Consider the following 15,846-nt stretch of genomic DNA (forward strand, 5'->3'; position numbering starts at 1 on the left):
CCGAAGACGCAGTTAAGCTGGTGCGACTTCGTTGGAGCGCACCTCATGCTGACCCTTGGAAACATTTTCGTGCTGATGCTGCTGGCGACCGGCGCCGCCTGGCTATGGCACAACCACGGCTTGCGCGAGCGGGCGCTGGAACGGGTCAAGCAGCATTGCGCGCGGCTCGACATCGAGCTGCTGGACGGCAACGTGGCATTGAAGCGCATCGGCTTCGTCAGGGACGCCAGCGGTCGCCGGCGCCTGGCCCGGGTCTACAACTTCGAGTTCACCGTCACCGGCGAGACCCGCCACGCCGGGACCATCACCCAGTTCGGCGCCCATAGCGCGCAGATCGAACTGGCGCCCTACCCGATCGAAACCCCTGCACCACCGCCCGCACCGCCCATCCACAGCGCCGAGGTGATCGAGCTGAGCCAGTGGCGCGAAGGGCGCAGCAAATAGCAGCCGCCGCAACCCTGTAGGAGCGAGGCTTGCCCGCGAAGAATCTCGACGATGACACGGAGTGGCAGATAGAGCGCCGCTTCGCGGCTATCGCGGGCAAGCCTCGCTCCTACAAAAGCATGGGTTGGGTTATTGGCAGCAGGCGGCCAGGGATTGTTGCAGGACAGCCGCGTCTTGCGCCTCGCCGAAGATCAGCTCGATCCGCGAATCGCGGCGCCATTCGCTGGGTTGCCATTGCGGCACGGCGTTATCCAGGGCATTGCCCGACACCCAGCCCCGGGCCCCGTGAATCACCAGCTTGGCCCGCCGCCAGTCGAGGGTCGCCAGCCAGCGCGCCACGCGCTCGACGTCGAACACCACGCTCGGATGCCAGCGCCAGCCGACACTCCAGCCTCCCTCCTGGGCCTGGCTCAGGCAGATGGGCAAGGCCGGATCGCTCCAGACCGCGGGCAATTGCGCCAGCCCCTTGGGGACGTCGAAGTCCGGGGCCGGCCCACCGGCGTGCACGTCCATGCCCGGCAAACGCTCCAGCGGCAACGCCCCTCGGCGGGTCCAGAACACCGGGCAGTCCGGCAGCTGTTCGAGAACCCGCTGTCGCTGCGCCGCGGTCAACCCTTCGTCCTTGTTCAACACCAGCAGGCCGGCGCCGGGCAGCGCCTGCTGCTGGGCTGGCGGCAGCGGCTTGCCGGCGGCCAGCGCCTGGGCGTCCAGGACCAGCACGGCAGGCTGCACCGCCAGGACGTTTTGCCAGGGCGCCTCGCGCAATTGCTGGAGCAACTGCGCCGGATGCCCCAGCCCGGAGGGTTCGATAAACAGGCGGTCGGGCCTGGCCTTGCGCAGCAGCCGCCCGAGGCCGACCTGGAACGGCGCGCCGTTCACACAGCACAGGCAACCACCGGCCACTTCGCCCAGGGCGATACCGTCCGCGTCCCGGGTCAGCAGCGCCGCGTCCAGGCCGATCTGGCCGAACTCGTTGATCAGCACCGCCCAGCGCTCGGCGGCCGGGCGCTGGGCCAGCAGGTGCTGGATCAGGCTGGTCTTGCCGGCGCCCAGGGGGCCGGCGATGACGTGGGTGGGAATGTTCTGCAACATGCCGAGACAGTGGTCCTGAGGGAGAAGGCTATTCATCCTACGCTAAGCGGCCTCTGTAGGAGCGAAGCTTGCTCGCGATAGCCACAAGGCGGCGGTCTTTCCACCACACCGCGTTATCGTTGACGTCGGGCAAGCCGGATCGCCCGCCCGCTTCTACGGAAGAGCACGTGGAATCAGGCCAGCCAGTCCAGGGTGAGGATCAGCCGGCGCTCGCCGGGGGCAAGCTGCGGCGAGCGATGGATCAGGCCGAAACCTTCGTTGCCCAGCCATTTCTCGCCCTTGAACAAGGCCACTTCGCCACTGGCGATCTGCTCGATCGCCGCGGCAGCCGCGGGTTCGGCCGCAGCCTGGCCCAACTGCCGGCGATCCATGGCGCCCTCACGCAACCACTCGCTGCCCACACCGGCATAGGTGGTGATCAGGCGCACCGGCACATGATCGACATGAAAACGCGGGCACATGGCCTTATCCAGCACCCGCAGGCGCAGGCCGATACGCCGGGCGCCCAGCAGGCAGGAAAACGCGCTGACCAGCCAGGCGACATCGGCGATGAAGCCATCGTAACCCTGCAGGTCGCCGAACCCCGACGCCAGGCCGCGCAAATCCGGCTCGTCGTCTTCCGATTCGAGCTCCAGCGACAGCGACTCGGCCAAAGGCTCGTTCAGCGACAGCAGCAAGGCGCCAAAATCGGCGATATGCGCCGGCAGGCGGCGCTGCCACAAGGCCAGGTTGACCTCGTCGTTCAACACCTCGGCGAGGACGATCGGGGCCGTGCCGACAGACTGGCGCCGGCCGCCCTGCGGCCTCGGCGGCAGAAGGATGGTTTCTTGCCCGATCGAACGACGGCCAGCCGCCCGCGCCGGGCTCAGGGGTGGGTAGAGCATCAGGCGGCCGCCTCTTCGTGCCAGGGGCCGAACGGGTCGTGCAGCAGGCGCCAGCCTTCCACGCCCTGGGCCATTTCATCGTCGTTCAACAGGCACGCGTCGAGTTCGGCGGTCAGCCGGGCGAAGTCGATGTTCTGGCCGATGAACACCAGTTCCTGGCGGCAGTCGCCGGTGGCGGCGGTCCAGTTCTGCATGATCGCCGCAGTGCTTTCCTGATCCTGCGGCCAATGCTGTTTCGGCACGAAGCGCCACCAGCGCCCGGCAAAACCGTGGCGCATCAGGCCGCCGGCCTGGGACCAGCTGCCCGCTTCCTGATACTTGCTCGCCAGCCAGAAAAAGCCCTTGGAGCGCAGCAGCTTGCCGTTGCTCCAGGGACGATTGATGAAGTCGAAGAAGCGCTGGGGGTGGAACGGCCGCCGCGCCCGGTAGGCCGTGGAGGCGATACCGTATTCCTCGGTTTCCGGCACGTGTTCGCCCCGCAGTTCCTGCAACCAGCCGGGGGCCTGGGCGGCCCGCTCGAAATCGAAACGGCCGGTGTTGAGGATCTGCTCCAGGGGCACCTCGCCCATCACCATGGGGATGATCCTGGCCTGGGAATTGAGGCGCTCGAGGATCGCGATCAGCTCCTGGCGCTGGTCGCTGCCGATCAGGTCGATCTTGCTGATCAGGATCACGTCGGCGAACTCGACCTGCTCGATCAGCAGGTCGGTGATCGAACGCTCGTCCTCCTCGCCCAGGGTTTCGCCGCGTGAAGCCAGGCTTTCCGCCGCCTGGTAGTCGAGCAGGAAATTCATCCCGTCGACCACCGTGACCATGGTGTCCAGGCGGGCGATATCGGCCAGGCTCTGCCCCGCTTCGTCGCGAAAGGTGAAGGTCTCGGCCACCGGCAGCGGCTCGGAAATCCCCGTGGACTCGATCAGCAGGTAATCGAAACGCCCGTCCCTGGCCAGCTTGCCGACTTCCTCCAGCAGGTCTTCGCGCAGGGTGCAGCAGATGCAGCCGTTGCTCATTTCCACCAGCTTTTCTTCGGCGCGGTTGAGGCTGACATCGCGCTGCACTTCGCTGCCATCGATGTTGATTTCGCTCATGTCGTTGACGATCACCGCCACCCGCAGGTTGTCGCGGTTGCGCAGGACGTAGTTGAGCAGCGTGCTTTTGCCGGCGCCGAGAAAGCCGGACAGCACGGTAACGGGAAGACGGTCGGTCATGGGTGGGTCCTCATCGGGGGCTGGGGGCTGAGTCGGATCGCCGTTGATGGCGTTCGCGCAGCTCTTGGCGTTCTTTGGCTTCGATACACAGGGAGGCGGTGGGCCGCAGCAGCAGGCGCTTGAGGCCGATGGGCTCGCCGGTTTCACGGCACCAGCCGTATTCGCCACGGGCCAGGCGCTCGAGGGCTTCGTCGATCTTGTCCAGCAGCTTCTTTTCCCGCTCCAGCAGGCGCAGCTGCCACTGGCGCTGCTCTTCGGCGCTGCCGATGTCGGCGGGGTCGCTGTGGGGCTCCTGCTCACGCAGGACATCGAACTCACCGGCAATGCGCTCTTGCAGTTCAACGCGCTGGGCCAGCAGCAACTCGCGGAAAAAGGCTTGCTGGGCGTCGTTCATGTAGTCCGCCTCGGGCTGGGCGAGCAGTTGCGCTTCGGTCATGGGGTGTCGAGTCATGGCGGGGATCACGGATCGGGCTTTATTTTATGTTATATTATAACAGTCCAAATAAGCCAATCCTCTCTTGCCGCCCGCGACGAAGGGCGGGATGCTTGAGCGTCCGCCGTCGAGAAAATTCCATGCGCAACGCCCTGAACTACACGCTGCTCGGCCTCTCGTTGCTGATGGCCGACGCCGCCATCGCACAAGTGCCGAGCCCGCTGGCCACCTGCACCCGCAGCGCCAACCTGCTGGCCTGCGTGGACGCCGAAGGCAATGCCTACAGTGTCGCGACCGTGGGCAATACCCTGTACCTGCGCGGCTTCGAGGTGGCCGGCAAGCGCTATTGGGCGCAAACCAGCAGCCGCTACGGGCAACTGACGTTTTTCACCGGCCTGGCCTCCGACGGCGAAGCCTGGGTCGGCTACAGCCAGCGCGTCGGCTGGACCACCCGCAACCGGTTTTCCAGCTCCGGCGGCAGCAGCGCCAAGTTCACCTGCAACCGGATCACCGGCTGCTGAGCCGAGCACCACGTATGAGCACAGCTTGCGTGCGATGAAGGCACCGCGGGGTATCTGACCTGCCGCGTGAGCGTTCATCGCGGGCCAGCCTCGCTCCTACGTCAGACCTGACCTTTTTTCTGTTCCTGCAACCAGGCCATATAGCTGTTCACCGGCGGGTTCTTCTGGAAGTAGCTCTGCAAGCCGGCGAACAGCCCATCGGCAATCGCCTGCTGGTGCCGCGCGGTGACCAGGCGCTGGCTGTCGCGGCTGTTGGAAATGAAGCCGGTCTCCACCAGGATCGACGGCACGTCGGGCGACTTGAGCACCGCGAAACCGGCCTGCTCCACGCGTTTCTGATGCAGGGTGGTGATGCCCGCCAGGCTGCCCAGGATCGTGCTGCCCAATTGCAGGCTGGCGGCGATGGTGGCGTTCATCGACATGTCGAGGATCACCCCGGCGAGCATCGGGTCCTTGTCTTTCAGATTGAGCAGGCTGGTGGCGCCCAGCAGATCCACGCCGTTCTCGCGCTGCGCCATGAAACGCGCCGTGGCCGAGGTGGCGCCGCCTTCGGACAGGGCATACACCGACGCCCCGGACGCCGTCAGGCGCGGTGCCGCATCGGCATGCACCGAGATGAACATGTCGGCCTTGTGCTGGCGGGCGATCTCCACCCGTTTGCGCAGCGGGACGAAGAAGTCGTCGTTGCGCACCAGTTTCACGGTGAAGCCCTTCTCGCGCTTGAGCCGCTTGGCCAGCAACTGGGCAATCGACAGCACCACATCCTTCTCCCGCTCGCCTCGCGCGCCGACCGCTCCCGGGTCCTTGCCGCCGTGGCCCGGGTCGACCACGACGACGATGTCGCGCTTGGGGTGCGCACTGTCCGCCGGCGTTTCACGTTGCAGCGCAGGTGCGCTGGCGGCCGCCAACTGCCGTGGAACAACAGCGGCGTTGCTCAAGTCCAGCACCAGGCGATGGCCCTGGCCATCCTGGGGCGGCAGCAGAAAGCTGTTGAGCCGCACCGGCTCGGCCAGATCGAGCACGATCCGCGTATCGCCCTGGCCGAAATGCCCGGAACGGATCGCACGAATCACCGTATTGCCCAGGGCCAGTTGGGAAAAATCGCCACTGAGCCGGGCCCCGCTCAGATCGATGATCAGCCGTTCCGGCGCGCTCAGGGAAAAGGTCTTGTATTGCACCGGTCCGCTCAGGTCGAGCACCAGCCGCAACTTGTCGCTCGAATTCCACAACCGCGCGTTACGGATCTGGGTGGCGGACACCCCCAGGGGCAGGACCAGGGTTGCGCTGGCCAGCAGCAGGTTGAGCAATTGACGTCTGTGCATGACTTACACCGCAGTTTGGGAAACATCCGTACTCGATAGAGGCGCGATAAAAAACCTTGAGGAAAAGGTTTCATCGTTCGCACCGTTATAATATAACATTTGATCTTTTCCAACGACGGACCTGCTCATGAACGCGCTGACTCTGCCGGATATCGCCGCGCAGGCCGCACGCCAGGCCCTGCCCCTTGAGTGGGTGGGCATGTGCGGCATTGCCTTACCTGTGTTGTTCGATGGCCAGCGGATAGGCGCCACCGCGGATGCCGGGGTCAGCCTCGACGATGGCGAAGCCCGCGGCATTCATATGTCGCGCCTGTATCTGGCGCTGGAAATGCTCGAACAGGAAAACCTCACGCCTCAGCTGATGCGGCGCTTGCTGCAACGTTTTCTCGACAGTCACGAGGGCCTGTCCCACAGCGCCTATCTGCGCATTCATGCCGACCTGCTGCTGAAACGCCCGGCCTTGATCAGCCCGCTGGCCGGTTGGAAAACTTACCCGGTGAGCATCGAAGCACGTCTGCAAAACTCGATGTTCCACGTGGAACTAAAAATCGAGGTGCCTTATTCCTCGACGTGCCCTTGCTCCGCAGCGCTTTCTCGCCAACTGATCCAGCAGCAGTTCATCGAGGACTTCGCCAACCAGCCATTGCAGCATGCAGACGTCCTGGCCTGGCTCGGCAGCCCGAAAGGCATAGTCGCCACGCCCCACAGCCAGCGCAGCAGCGCGCAGCTGCAATTGCGCCTGGACGACTTTCTCGACGAGCTGCCTTTGATAGCCGTGATCAACGACGCCGAAGCCGCCCTCGGCACCGCCGTACAGACCGCCGTAAAACGCGCCGACGAACAGGCCTTCGCCCTCGCCAACGGGCAAAACCTGATGTTCTGCGAAGACGCCGCCCGCCGCCTGAACCTGGCCCTGCAACGCTCGCCGGGCATCCGCGCCTTCCAGGTGCGCGTGGTGCACGCCGAAAGCCTGCACGCCCACGACGCCGTGGCTGAAAGCCGCTGGAACTGGGGGAGCGCATGATCGCCCTGCAAGCGTTGCGCTGGGGCCCGCCCGGGCAACCGTTGACCCCGGCGCTCGACCTGCAGCTGCCCGCCGGCAGCCTGACCGCCGTCATCGGCGCCAACGGCTCCGGCAAAAGCAGCCTGCTGAAAGTCATCGCCGGCCTGCAAAAGCCCCTGGCCGGGAAAGTCACGTTGCAGGTGCCACGCCGCGGCGGCCTGTCTTTCCTGCCGCAGCAGCAATACCTCGACCGACAGTTCCCGATCACCCTGCAAGAGCTGGTGGCGGCGGGTTTCTGGGGCAGTCGACAAAGCTCGCAACAGCGAGCCGAACGCTTGCGCCAGGTGCTCGAAGACTGGTGCCTGGGCGGTCTCGAACAACGCCCGTTGATGGCCCTTTCCGGCGGCGAATTGCAGCGCGCCCTGCTCGCCCGCCTGAGCCTCGGCGAAGCACCGCTGTCGCTGCTGGACGAACCTCATGCGGCCCTCGATGAACTGGGCCAGGCGCTGCTGTGGAAACACATCCACGCCTGGCAGCAACAAGGCCGCACGCAGATCGTGGTCTGCCATGACCTGGCCGCCGTTCGCCAACACCTGCCGCAGGCGCTGCTGATCCGCACCAGCGGCTGCGTGTTCGGCGCCAGCCGCGAACTGATCGCCGCACCGCTGCACACGCAGGTGGCCTGATGCTGATCGCCGCCCAGCTCTGGCAACCCTTCCACGAGTTCGTGTTCATGCGCCGGGCGTTGCTCGGCGGCCTGGTGCTGGCGTGCAGCACCGCGCCGCTGGGGGTGTTCCTGATCCTGCGGCGCATGAGCCTGATCGGCGACGCCGTGGCTCACGGCATCCTGCCCGGCGCGGCGCTGGGCTTCTGGTTCGCCGGGGTGAGCCTGCCGGCGCTGACCCTCGGCGGCCTCGGCGCGGGCCTGGGCATGGCCGGCCTGGCCGCCTGGGTCACCCGGCGTACCGGCTTGCGCGAGGACGCCAGCCTGGCCGCGATCTATCCAATTTCCCTGGCCAGCGGCGTGCTGATCCTCGGCCTCGCCGGCAAGCGCCTGGACCTTTTGCACCTGTTGTTCGGCTCGGCGCTGGCAGTGGACGGGCCGACCCTCACGGGCATGCTCTGGGTATCCGGGTTCAGCCTGGTAGCCATGGCGCTGATCTACAAGGCGCTGCTACTGGACACCCTCGACCCGCTGTTCCTCAACAGCGTCAGCCGCCTCGGCCCCCTCGCCCACGGCCTGTTCCTGACCCTGGTGGTGCTCAACCTGGTGATCGGTTTCCAGGCCATCGGCGCGCTGATGGTGGTCGGCCTGATGATGCTGCCGGCCGCCGCCTCGCGCTTCTGGAGCCGGAGCCTGCCGCTGCTGATCGCCATCAGCGCCGCGTTCGGCTGCCTCTCGGTCTGGCTCGGCCTGCTGCTGTCGTTCCACTACTCGCTGCCCAGCGGCCCGGCCATCGTGCTGGTCGCCGGCGGCCTGTACCTGCTGTCCGTGGTGTTCGGTCCGGTGCACGGCCTGTTGCGCCGTCCGCCTTTGCTCACATCCCCATGAGGTGTTTCCCGATGCGCGCCCTACTTGTGCTCTGCAGTCTGTTGCTGTCGTTGTCCACCGCCCAGGCCGCGGACAAACTCGCCGTGGTCACCAGCTTCAGCATCCTCGCCGACATCACCCGGCAGATCGGCGGTGAGCATGTCGAGATCGCCGACATGGTCGGCCCCGACGCCGATGCCCATACCTACGAACCGACCCCGGACGACGCCAAGGCCCTGCTCAAGGCGCGGCTGGTGATCAGGAACGGCCTGGGTTTCGAGCCCTGGCTGGACCGCCTGGTGGCCAGCACCGGCACCCAGGCCACGCTGGTCACCGCCAGCCGCGGCGTGATTCCGCGCTCCCTGGAGGAAGACGGCGAGACCGTGCCCGACCCGCATGCCTGGCACAACCTGGCGAACATCGAGCTCTACGTGAGCAACATCACCAAGGCCCTGGTCGCCGCCGATCCGCCGCACCAGGCCGACTATGCACGCAACAGCCAGGCCTACCTGAAACGCATCCATGCCCTGCTGGCCGAAGCCAAGGCCAAGCTCGGCTCGCTGCCCGCCGGCAATCGCAAGATCGTCACTTCCCACGACGCCTTCGGTTACCTGGGGCAGGCCTATGGAATCGACTTCATGGCGCCCCAGGGTCTGTCCACCGAACGCGAACCCTCGGCCGCCGAGGTCGCGGCGCTGATTACCCAGATCCGCAACGCCAGGGTCAAGGCGGTGTTCATGGAGAACATCAAGGACGCACGCCTGCTCAAGCAGATCGCCGACGAAAGCGGTGCCCGTATCGGCGGCACCCTGTACTCCGATGCCCTGGCCGCCCAGGGCCCGGCCAGCACCTTCACCGGGTTGTTCGAATACAACCTGAACACCCTGTACGACGCCCTGAGCCAGCCATGACGCCGCGCCCGCCCCTGTCGATGCTCGACCTGGAAAGCGCGCCCATCGGCAGCCGCTGGCCTCTCACCGGCGTACTCGATGCCCTGCCCTGGAACGCCGACGGCCTGATCGCCGCCATCGCCCAGCGGCACGACACCGGCGAGGTGCTGATGCTGGCCTGGATGAACCGCAAGGCGCTGGCCGAGACCCTGGCCAGCGGCCAGGTCTGCTACTGGTCGCGCTCGCGCCAGCAACTGTGGCGCAAGGGCGAAAGCTCCGGGCATCGCCAACGCCTGCGCGAAGCCCGCCTGGACTGCGACGGCGACGCGGTCCTGCTGCTGGTGGAGCAGCAGGGCCCGGCCTGCCACACCGGGCGCCCCAACTGTTTCTACAACGCCATTCGCGACGGCGCGGTGCAGATCATCAGCGAACCGATCCAGGAGCCCACCCCATGATTCGCAAGAACCCTTCCGGCGACCTGCCGGTCATCGCCGAGTCGGCCTATGTCGACAAGACCGCCATCATCTGCGGCAAGGTGGTGATCGGCGAAAACGTCTTCGTCGGCCCTTATGCAGTGATCCGCGCCGACGAAGTCAACGAGCACGGCGCCATGGACCCGATCATCATCGGCGCCAACTCGAACATCCAGGACGGCGTGGTGATCCACTCCAAGTCCGGCGCGGCGGTGACCATCGGCGAGTTCACCTCCATCGCCCACCGCTCCATCGTCCATGGCCCGTGCAGCGTCGGCGACCGGGTGTTCATCGGCTTCAACAGCGTGCTGTTCAACTGTGCGGTGGGCAACGGCAGCGTGGTCCGGCACAACTCGGTGGTCGATGGCCGCGACCTGCCACAGGGCTTCTACGTACCCTCCACCACCCGCATCGGGCCCAACACCGATCTCTCGCAGTTCCCGCCGGTCAGCGTCAGCGCATCGGAATTCTCCGAAGACGTGGCGCGCACCAACGTCGACCTGGTGCGCGGTTACAAAGCCCTGCAGAACGAGTTCTGAAGCCATGAACAGCGTGCTGATTCGTAATGCCCGGCTGGTCAACGAAGGACGCGAGTTCGACGCCGACCTGCTGGTGGACCACGGGCGCATCGTGAAGATCGCCAGCGGCATCGAAGGCGAGAATGCCCGCGTCGAGATCGATGCCCGGGGGCAATGGCTGCTGCCGGGGATGATCGACGACCAGGTGCATTTCCGCGATCCCGGCGCGCCGGAAAAAGGCAGCTTCCACAGCGAGTCGCGGGCGGCCGTGGCAGGCGGCATCACCAGCTTCATGGACATGCCCAACACCCAGCCCGCGACCCTGACCCTGGACGCCCTGGCCGACAAGAAACGCCGCGCGGCGATCAACTCGGTGGCCAACTATGGCTTTCACTTCGGTGTCAGCCGCGACAACCTCGACACCGTCGCCGCCCTCGATCCGTGCCAGGTGGCCGGGGTCAAGGTGTTCATGGGCGCCTCCACCGGCAACATGCTGGTGGACGACCCGCAAGTGCTGGAGCGCCTGTTCGCCGAGGTGCCGACCCTGCTCCTGGCGCACTGCGAACACACGCCGAGCATCCAGGCCAACGAACAGCGGATGCGCGAACGTTTCGGCGAAGCGATTCCCGCCGTCGCCCATCCGCTGATTCGCGACGCCGAAGCCTGTTACCGCTCCTCGTCGCTGGCGGTGGATCTGGCCAGGCGGCACGGCACGCGCCTGCATGTCTTGCACCTGACCAGCGCCCGCGAACTGGCGCTGTTTGAAGACAAACCCTTGGCGCAAAAACGCATCACCGCCGAAGTCTGCCTGCACCATCTGCTGTTCGACGACCGCGACTACGCGCGCCTCGGGCACCTGATCAAATGCAACCCGGCGATCAAGACTCGCGCCGACCGCGACGCCCTGCGCCAGGCCTTGCTCGGCAATCGCCTGGACGTGATCGGCAGCGATCATGCGCCCCATACCTGGGCGCAAAAACAGCTGCCCTACCGGCAAGCGCCGTCCGGCCTGCCGCTGTTGCAACACGCCCTGCCCGCCCTGCTGGAACTGGTGGCCGACGGCGTGCTGCCGCTCACCACCCTGGTGGAAAAGACCAGCCATCGGGTCGCCGAGCTGTTCGCCATTCCCGACCGCGGCTACCTGCGCGAGGGGTACTGGGCCGACCTGGTGCTGATCCAGCCGGAACCCGAGGGCCTGGCCGTGGACCGCCAGCCGATCCTCGCCCAATGCGGCTGGACGCCATTCGCCGGGCGCCGTTTTCGCCACAGCGTCGCCACCACCCTGGTGTCGGGGCAGCTCGCCTGGCACGCCGGGCGCCTGCATGACGATTGCCAGGGACTGCCGCTGCGCTTCACCCGCTGAACCTCTTGCACCGATCCCACCCTCGAAACACCAAGGAACACCCAGATGATCCACATCACCCTCCCCGACGGCTCGCGACGCGAGTACGACCAGCCGCTTTCCGTGTACGAGGTGGCCGCGAGCATCGGCCCCGGCCTGGCCAGGGCCACGGTCGCCGGCCGGGTCGACGATCGGCTGGTGGATTGTTCCTTTGTGCTCGAGGGCGATGCCCGGGTCAGCATCGTCACCGCTCGCGAGCCGGAAGGCCTGGAAATCCTGCGCCACTCCTGCGCGCACCTGCTGGCCATGGCGGTGAAGGAGCTGTATCCCACGGCGCAGGTGACCATCGGCCCGGTGATCGAAGACGACTTCTTTTACGACTTCGCCTACGAACGGCCTTTCACCCCCGACGACCTGCAACACATCGAGGCGCGCATGGTGCGCCTGGCCGCCACCAATCACGCCGTCCGCCGACGCGAACTGTCCCGGGACGATGCCCTGGAGTATTTCGCCAGGCTGGGGGAGCACTACAAGGTCGAGCTGATCCGCGACATCCCGCAGGACCAGGTGCTGTCGCTGTATCGCCAGGGCGATTTCGAGGACCTGTGCCGCGGCCCCCACGTGCCGTTCACCGGGATCCTGCAGGCGTTCAAACTGACCAAGGTCGCCGGCGCCTATTGGCGCGGCGATGCCGGCAACGCACCACTGCAACGGATCTACGGCACCTGCTGGGCCACCCAGAAGGACCTCAAGGATTACCTGACCCGCCTGGAAAAAGCCGGCAAACGCGACCACCGCAAGCTCGGGCAACAACTGGACCTGTTCCACTTCGACGACTGCGCGCCGGGCTCGGTGTTCTGGCACGCCAAGGGCTGGACCCTGTTCCAGCAACTGCTCGGCTACATGCGCCAGCGCCAGGAGCAGGCCGGCTACCAGGAAGTGAACACCCCCGATGTGATGGACCGCGGCCTCTGGGAAACCTCCGGGCATTGGCAGAACTACCGCGACCACATGTTCACCACCAGCACCGAAGACCAGCGGATCTTCGCCCTCAAGCCGATGAACTGCCCCGGCGCGGTGTCGATCTTCGCCCGCGGCCTGAAGAGCTACCGCGACCTGCCGCTGCGCATCGCCGAGTTCGGCAAGGTGCATCGCTACGAGCCCTCAGGGGCGTTGCACGGGTTGTTGCGGGTGCGCCATTTCACCCAGGACGACGCGCACATTTTCTGCACCCCCGCGCAGATGCAGGCGGAATGCGCACGCACCATCGCCCTGGTGTTCGACATCTATCGCGACTTCGGCTTTCACGAGGTCGCGGTCAAGCTCTCCACCCGGCCGGCCCACCGCATCGGCAGCGACGCCACCTGGGACCAGCTGGAGGGCGCGCTCCGCGGTGCCCTGGAGACAATGGCCATCGACTATCGGGTCAACCCCGGCGAAGGCGCGTTCTATGGTCCGAAACTGGAGTTCGTGCTGCGCGATGCCATCGGCCGCGACTGGCAATGTGGCACCCTGCAAGTCGACCTCAACCTGCCGGAACGTTTCGCTATCGGTTACATCGACGAACAGGGCGAGCGCCAGCGTCCGGTGATGCTACATCGCGCCCTGTTCGGCTCGCTGGAACGCTTCATCGGCATCCTCATCGAGCATTACAGCGGTGCCCTGCCAACCTGGCTGGCGCCCCAACAGGCCGTGGTGATCAACATCAGCGAAAGCCAGGCCGACTACGCCAGGGCCGTGAGCGACACCCTGCGCCAACACGGCCTGCGCGCCAGCGCCGACCTGCGCAACGAGAAGATCAGCTACAAGATCCGCGAACACAGCCTGCAGAAAGTGCCCTACCTGCTGGTGATCGGCGACAAGGAAAAGGACGGGGGATTTGTCAGTCTGCGCAGCCGCCATGGCGAGGACCTGGGGCGGCTGACGGTCAGCGAGGTGGTGGAGCGCTTGCGGATGGAGTTGTAGCGGCGGGGTTCGAGCGGACGTCATCGCGGGCAAGCCTCGCTCCTACAGGAGCGAGGCTTGTCCGCGGAGCTTTCAGGCCCTTGGTTTGACCGTCCCGCAATCCTGTCCCAGCCACACCGCGCGGGTGTCCATGCTGCCCTTCTGCTGGAAGCCGGTGGCATTGAAGGTGCCGTTGACGTTGGTGGTGAACTCGCGATCGCTGACGAATTTCGCCACGCCCGAACCCTGGGCTCTCGGGCAGCTGAAGCGGAATTTCCACTGGTTGGACGTCCGGTCGGTGACTTCCTGGCGGCAGCCCGATTGCGGGTCCTGCAGGGGAATGGTGTCGGACTTCACCTGCTCCGGCGTCAGGCAGACGCGGATGCCTTTACCGCCCATGGTGACGCCCTGCTTCTCCAGCTGCGCGCGCTGTTCGGGCGTCAGCTGTTGCTGCAACTGGCCGAGGATCAGCGACAGATCCGGCAGGCTCTGATCGTCGACCTTCATGTTGCTGGTGGTCAGCTCCCACAGGCCCGGTTGCAGCATCTGGGCCTGCGCGGTCAGCGGAAGCGAGACAACGGCAGCCATGGCCAAACCCAGTAGACGAAGCTTCATCGAATGACTCCTAGACAATAGTGGCCGTTAGACGCCAAAAACGCAGCGGCGTTGCATGACGAATTAATTAGCGACAACCGCAGTCGAACATGGTCTGTTAGGGTCTGTGCGAACCGTCGGCGCTGCCGCTTTTTGCCAGATCCCCGGCATTGAATCTTCAGGAGCTGGAACTGCCCCATGGATTATTTTGGCCCACATATCTTCGGTTATCTGATTGCCACGCTGCACGCTCTCGGCCTGATCGCCGCCATCCATGCCGTGCTGACCGTACGGACCGCCCAGGGCGCCATCGCCTGGGCCCTGTCGCTGCTGTTCATGCCGTACCTGACCCTCATCCCCTACCTGGTGTTCGGCCGCAGCACCTTCGACGCCTATATCCAGGCCCGGCGCCAGGCCAACCTGGAAATGCGCAAGGCGATCAACGACCTGAACTGGCGGCCCTGGGTCGAGGAAGCCTTGAGCGCGCGCGCCTCCAGGGCCTACACCTCGCTGCGGGCGATGCCCAAGCTGGGGCGCATGCCCTGCCTGGCCAGCAACCATGTGCAATTGCTGGTCAATGGCGAGGCCACGTTCGAGGCGATTTTCACCGCCATCGAGCAAGCGCGCACCGCGGTGCTGATCCAGTTCTTCATCATCCACGACGACGATCTGGGCCGCCGCCTGCAACAGCTGCTGCTGAAAAAAGCCGGCGAAGGCGTGGCGATCCATCTGCTCTACGACCGCATCGGCAGCCATTCCCTGCCACATTCCTATGTACAACCGCTACGAGACGCCGGCATCCAGGTGCATGCCTTCGCCACCCGCAGCGGCTGGCTCAACCGTTTCCAGGTCAACTTTCGCAATCACCGCAAGATCGTGGTCGTGGACGGCCTGCTGGGGTTTGTCGGCGGGCACAACGTAGGCGACGAATACCTGGGCAAGAAACCGCCACTGGCGCCCTGGCGCGATACCCATGTGGCGGTCAGCGGCCCGGTGGTGGCCTGCCTGCAGGAGTCCTTCGCCGAAGACTGGTTCTGGGCTTCGCGGCAATTGCCGCCGCTGATCCTGCCCGACACCTACCCCGACGACGGCGTGCTGTGCCAGTTGCTCGCCAGCGGCCCGGCAGACCCGTACGAGACCTGTTCGCTGTTCTTTGTCGAAGCCATCCACGCGGCCACCGAACGGGTCTGGCTCACCAGCCCCTACTTCGTTCCCGACGAAGCCGTCTTCTCCGCCTTGCGCCTGGCGGTCCTGCGGGGGGTGGACGTGCGCATCCTCCTGCCGTCGCGTGCGGACCACAAGATCGTCTACGCAGCCTCCAGCCTGTACGCCTTCGAAGCGGTGCGCGCCGGCGTGCGGGTGTTTCGTTACCAGCCGGGTTTCCTGCACCAGAAGGTGGTGCTGATCGACAGCGAAATCAGCGCGATCGGCAGCGCCAACCTGGACAACCGCTCGTTCCGCCTGAATTTCGAGGTGATGCTGCTGACCGTGGACGACGCCTTCGCCAGCGAGGTGGAGCACATGCTCAACCTCGATTTCGAGCGCTCTCGCGAAATCGCCAAGGAAGAAAGCCGGGAAACCCACCGCCTGCAACAACTTGGCATGCGAGTCGCCCGGCTTATTTCACCGATTCTCTAGGCACTGCAC

Annotated in this window: 17 protein-coding genes; 11 read left to right on the top strand and 6 right to left on the bottom strand. The window is 65.7% G+C overall.

What is annotated here, in order from left to right; all coding sequences use genetic code 11:
• Positions 1 to 45 precede the first annotated feature (45 nt).
• The gene (locus tag TO66_RS31325; protein WP_044465849.1) at positions 46 to 444 is read left to right on the top strand and encodes a DUF3301 domain-containing protein; all 399 of its coding nucleotides are present in this window, start codon (positions 46 to 48) and stop codon (positions 442 to 444) included.
• A gap of 129 nt (positions 445 to 573) precedes the next feature.
• On the opposite strand, the gene TO66_RS31330 is transcribed toward TO66_RS31325, so the two are convergent.
• The 4 genes from TO66_RS31330 to dksA form a co-directional block, all read right to left on the bottom strand.
• Positions 574 to 1,536 (bottom strand): GTP-binding protein, encoded by a 963-nt coding sequence (locus TO66_RS31330; RefSeq protein WP_044465850.1) that lies wholly within the window; start codon positions 1,534 to 1,536, stop codon positions 574 to 576.
• Positions 1,537 to 1,709: 173 nt separating this feature from the next.
• Positions 1,710 to 2,423, bottom strand: coding sequence for a DUF1826 domain-containing protein (locus tag TO66_RS31335; protein ID WP_409077207.1), 714 nt, complete (start codon positions 2,421 to 2,423; stop codon positions 1,710 to 1,712).
• A complete protein-coding gene (gene zigA, locus TO66_RS31340; protein ID WP_044465851.1) occupies positions 2,420 to 3,628 on the bottom strand; it encodes a zinc metallochaperone GTPase ZigA in 1,209 nt (402 codons plus the stop codon). The genes TO66_RS31335 and zigA overlap by 4 nt, the downstream gene beginning before the upstream one ends.
• A 10-nt stretch (positions 3,629 to 3,638) precedes the next feature.
• Positions 3,639 to 4,064, bottom strand: a complete 426-nt coding sequence (gene dksA / locus TO66_RS31345; protein WP_044465852.1) for an RNA polymerase-binding protein DksA — start codon at positions 4,062 to 4,064, stop codon at positions 3,639 to 3,641.
• 137 nt (positions 4,065 to 4,201) lie between these two features.
• Between dksA and TO66_RS31350 the strand changes: the two genes are divergently transcribed.
• Positions 4,202 to 4,582: a hypothetical protein gene (locus TO66_RS31350; protein ID WP_044465853.1), complete on the top strand. Its 381-nt coding sequence runs from the start codon at positions 4,202 to 4,204 to the stop codon at positions 4,580 to 4,582.
• A gap of 101 nt (positions 4,583 to 4,683) precedes the next feature.
• On the opposite strand, the gene TO66_RS31355 is transcribed toward TO66_RS31350, so the two are convergent.
• On the bottom strand, positions 4,684 to 5,904 hold the full coding sequence (locus tag TO66_RS31355) for an N-acetylmuramoyl-L-alanine amidase (protein ID WP_044465854.1): 1,221 nt from the start codon (positions 5,902 to 5,904) through the stop codon (positions 4,684 to 4,686).
• A 127-nt stretch (positions 5,905 to 6,031) separates the two neighbouring features.
• Here TO66_RS31355 and folE2 point away from each other — a divergent pair, with 127 nt between their 5' ends.
• From folE2 to thrS, 8 genes are read left to right on the top strand one after another with little or no spacing between them, the layout of a single operon-like run.
• Complete coding sequence (folE2, locus tag TO66_RS31360; RefSeq protein WP_044465855.1) at positions 6,032 to 6,928, top strand: GTP cyclohydrolase FolE2; 897 nt, start codon at positions 6,032 to 6,034, stop codon at positions 6,926 to 6,928.
• Positions 6,925 to 7,593, top strand: a complete 669-nt coding sequence (locus TO66_RS31365; RefSeq protein WP_044465856.1) for a metal ABC transporter ATP-binding protein — start codon at positions 6,925 to 6,927, stop codon at positions 7,591 to 7,593. The genes folE2 and TO66_RS31365 overlap by 4 nt, the downstream gene beginning before the upstream one ends.
• Positions 7,593 to 8,459: a metal ABC transporter permease gene (locus tag TO66_RS31370; RefSeq protein ID WP_044465857.1), complete on the top strand. Its 867-nt coding sequence runs from the start codon at positions 7,593 to 7,595 to the stop codon at positions 8,457 to 8,459. The genes TO66_RS31365 and TO66_RS31370 overlap by 1 nt, the downstream gene beginning before the upstream one ends.
• A gap of 11 nt (positions 8,460 to 8,470) precedes the next feature.
• The gene (locus TO66_RS31375; RefSeq protein WP_044465858.1) at positions 8,471 to 9,349 is read left to right on the top strand and encodes a metal ABC transporter substrate-binding protein; all 879 of its coding nucleotides are present in this window, start codon (positions 8,471 to 8,473) and stop codon (positions 9,347 to 9,349) included.
• Complete coding sequence (hisI, locus tag TO66_RS31380; RefSeq protein WP_044465859.1) at positions 9,346 to 9,783, top strand: phosphoribosyl-AMP cyclohydrolase; 438 nt, start codon at positions 9,346 to 9,348, stop codon at positions 9,781 to 9,783. The genes TO66_RS31375 and hisI overlap by 4 nt, the downstream gene beginning before the upstream one ends.
• Positions 9,780 to 10,340: a carbonate dehydratase gene (locus TO66_RS31385; protein WP_044465860.1), complete on the top strand. Its 561-nt coding sequence runs from the start codon at positions 9,780 to 9,782 to the stop codon at positions 10,338 to 10,340. The genes hisI and TO66_RS31385 overlap by 4 nt, the downstream gene beginning before the upstream one ends.
• A gap of 4 nt (positions 10,341 to 10,344) precedes the next feature.
• Positions 10,345 to 11,682: a dihydroorotase gene (locus TO66_RS31390; protein WP_044465861.1), complete on the top strand. Its 1,338-nt coding sequence runs from the start codon at positions 10,345 to 10,347 to the stop codon at positions 11,680 to 11,682.
• A gap of 45 nt (positions 11,683 to 11,727) precedes the next feature.
• Positions 11,728 to 13,626: a threonine--tRNA ligase gene (thrS, locus tag TO66_RS31395; RefSeq protein WP_044465862.1), complete on the top strand. Its 1,899-nt coding sequence runs from the start codon at positions 11,728 to 11,730 to the stop codon at positions 13,624 to 13,626.
• 72 nt (positions 13,627 to 13,698) lie between these two features.
• On the opposite strand, the gene TO66_RS31400 is transcribed toward thrS, so the two are convergent.
• Entirely contained in the window at positions 13,699 to 14,220 is a 522-nt protein-coding gene (locus tag TO66_RS31400; RefSeq protein WP_044465863.1) for a DUF3617 domain-containing protein, read from the bottom strand.
• Between the two features lie 177 nt (positions 14,221 to 14,397).
• Between TO66_RS31400 and cls the strand changes: the two genes are divergently transcribed.
• Complete coding sequence (gene cls, locus TO66_RS31405; protein ID WP_044465864.1) at positions 14,398 to 15,837, top strand: cardiolipin synthase; 1,440 nt, start codon at positions 14,398 to 14,400, stop codon at positions 15,835 to 15,837.
• Positions 15,838 to 15,846 lie beyond the last annotated feature (9 nt).

The sequence above is a fragment of the Pseudomonas sp. MRSN 12121 genome, from assembly GCF_000931465.1.
Classification (GTDB): Bacteria; Pseudomonadota; Gammaproteobacteria; order Pseudomonadales; family Pseudomonadaceae; genus Aquipseudomonas.

Excerpts from the sequence above, each read along its gene's own strand:
- TO66_RS31365 (WP_044465856.1), top strand. The coding sequence starts at position 6,925 with ATGATCGCCCTGCAAGCGTTGCGCTGGGGCCCGCCCGGGCAACCGTTG.
- TO66_RS31385 (WP_044465860.1), top strand. The coding sequence starts at position 9,780 with ATGATTCGCAAGAACCCTTCCGGCGACCTGCCGGTCATCGCCGAGTCG.
- TO66_RS31330 (WP_044465850.1), bottom strand. The coding sequence starts at position 1,536 with ATGTTGCAGAACATTCCCACCCACGTCATCGCCGGCCCCCTGGGCGCC.
- thrS (WP_044465862.1), top strand. The coding sequence starts at position 11,728 with ATGATCCACATCACCCTCCCCGACGGCTCGCGACGCGAGTACGACCAG.
- TO66_RS31355 (WP_044465854.1), bottom strand. The coding sequence starts at position 5,904 with ATGCACAGACGTCAATTGCTCAACCTGCTGCTGGCCAGCGCAACCCTG.
- TO66_RS31400 (WP_044465863.1), bottom strand. The coding sequence starts at position 14,220 with ATGAAGCTTCGTCTACTGGGTTTGGCCATGGCTGCCGTTGTCTCGCTT.
- TO66_RS31390 (WP_044465861.1), top strand. The coding sequence starts at position 10,345 with ATGAACAGCGTGCTGATTCGTAATGCCCGGCTGGTCAACGAAGGACGC.
- TO66_RS31370 (WP_044465857.1), top strand. The coding sequence starts at position 7,593 with ATGCTGATCGCCGCCCAGCTCTGGCAACCCTTCCACGAGTTCGTGTTC.
- dksA (WP_044465852.1), bottom strand. The coding sequence starts at position 4,064 with ATGACCGAAGCGCAACTGCTCGCCCAGCCCGAGGCGGACTACATGAAC.
- folE2 (WP_044465855.1), top strand. The coding sequence starts at position 6,032 with ATGAACGCGCTGACTCTGCCGGATATCGCCGCGCAGGCCGCACGCCAG.
- TO66_RS31375 (WP_044465858.1), top strand. The coding sequence starts at position 8,471 with ATGCGCGCCCTACTTGTGCTCTGCAGTCTGTTGCTGTCGTTGTCCACC.
- TO66_RS31350 (WP_044465853.1), top strand. The coding sequence starts at position 4,202 with ATGCGCAACGCCCTGAACTACACGCTGCTCGGCCTCTCGTTGCTGATG.
- hisI (WP_044465859.1), top strand. The coding sequence starts at position 9,346 with ATGACGCCGCGCCCGCCCCTGTCGATGCTCGACCTGGAAAGCGCGCCC.
- TO66_RS31325 (WP_044465849.1), top strand. The coding sequence starts at position 46 with ATGCTGACCCTTGGAAACATTTTCGTGCTGATGCTGCTGGCGACCGGC.
- cls (WP_044465864.1), top strand. The coding sequence starts at position 14,398 with ATGGATTATTTTGGCCCACATATCTTCGGTTATCTGATTGCCACGCTG.
- zigA (WP_044465851.1), bottom strand. The coding sequence starts at position 3,628 with ATGACCGACCGTCTTCCCGTTACCGTGCTGTCCGGCTTTCTCGGCGCC.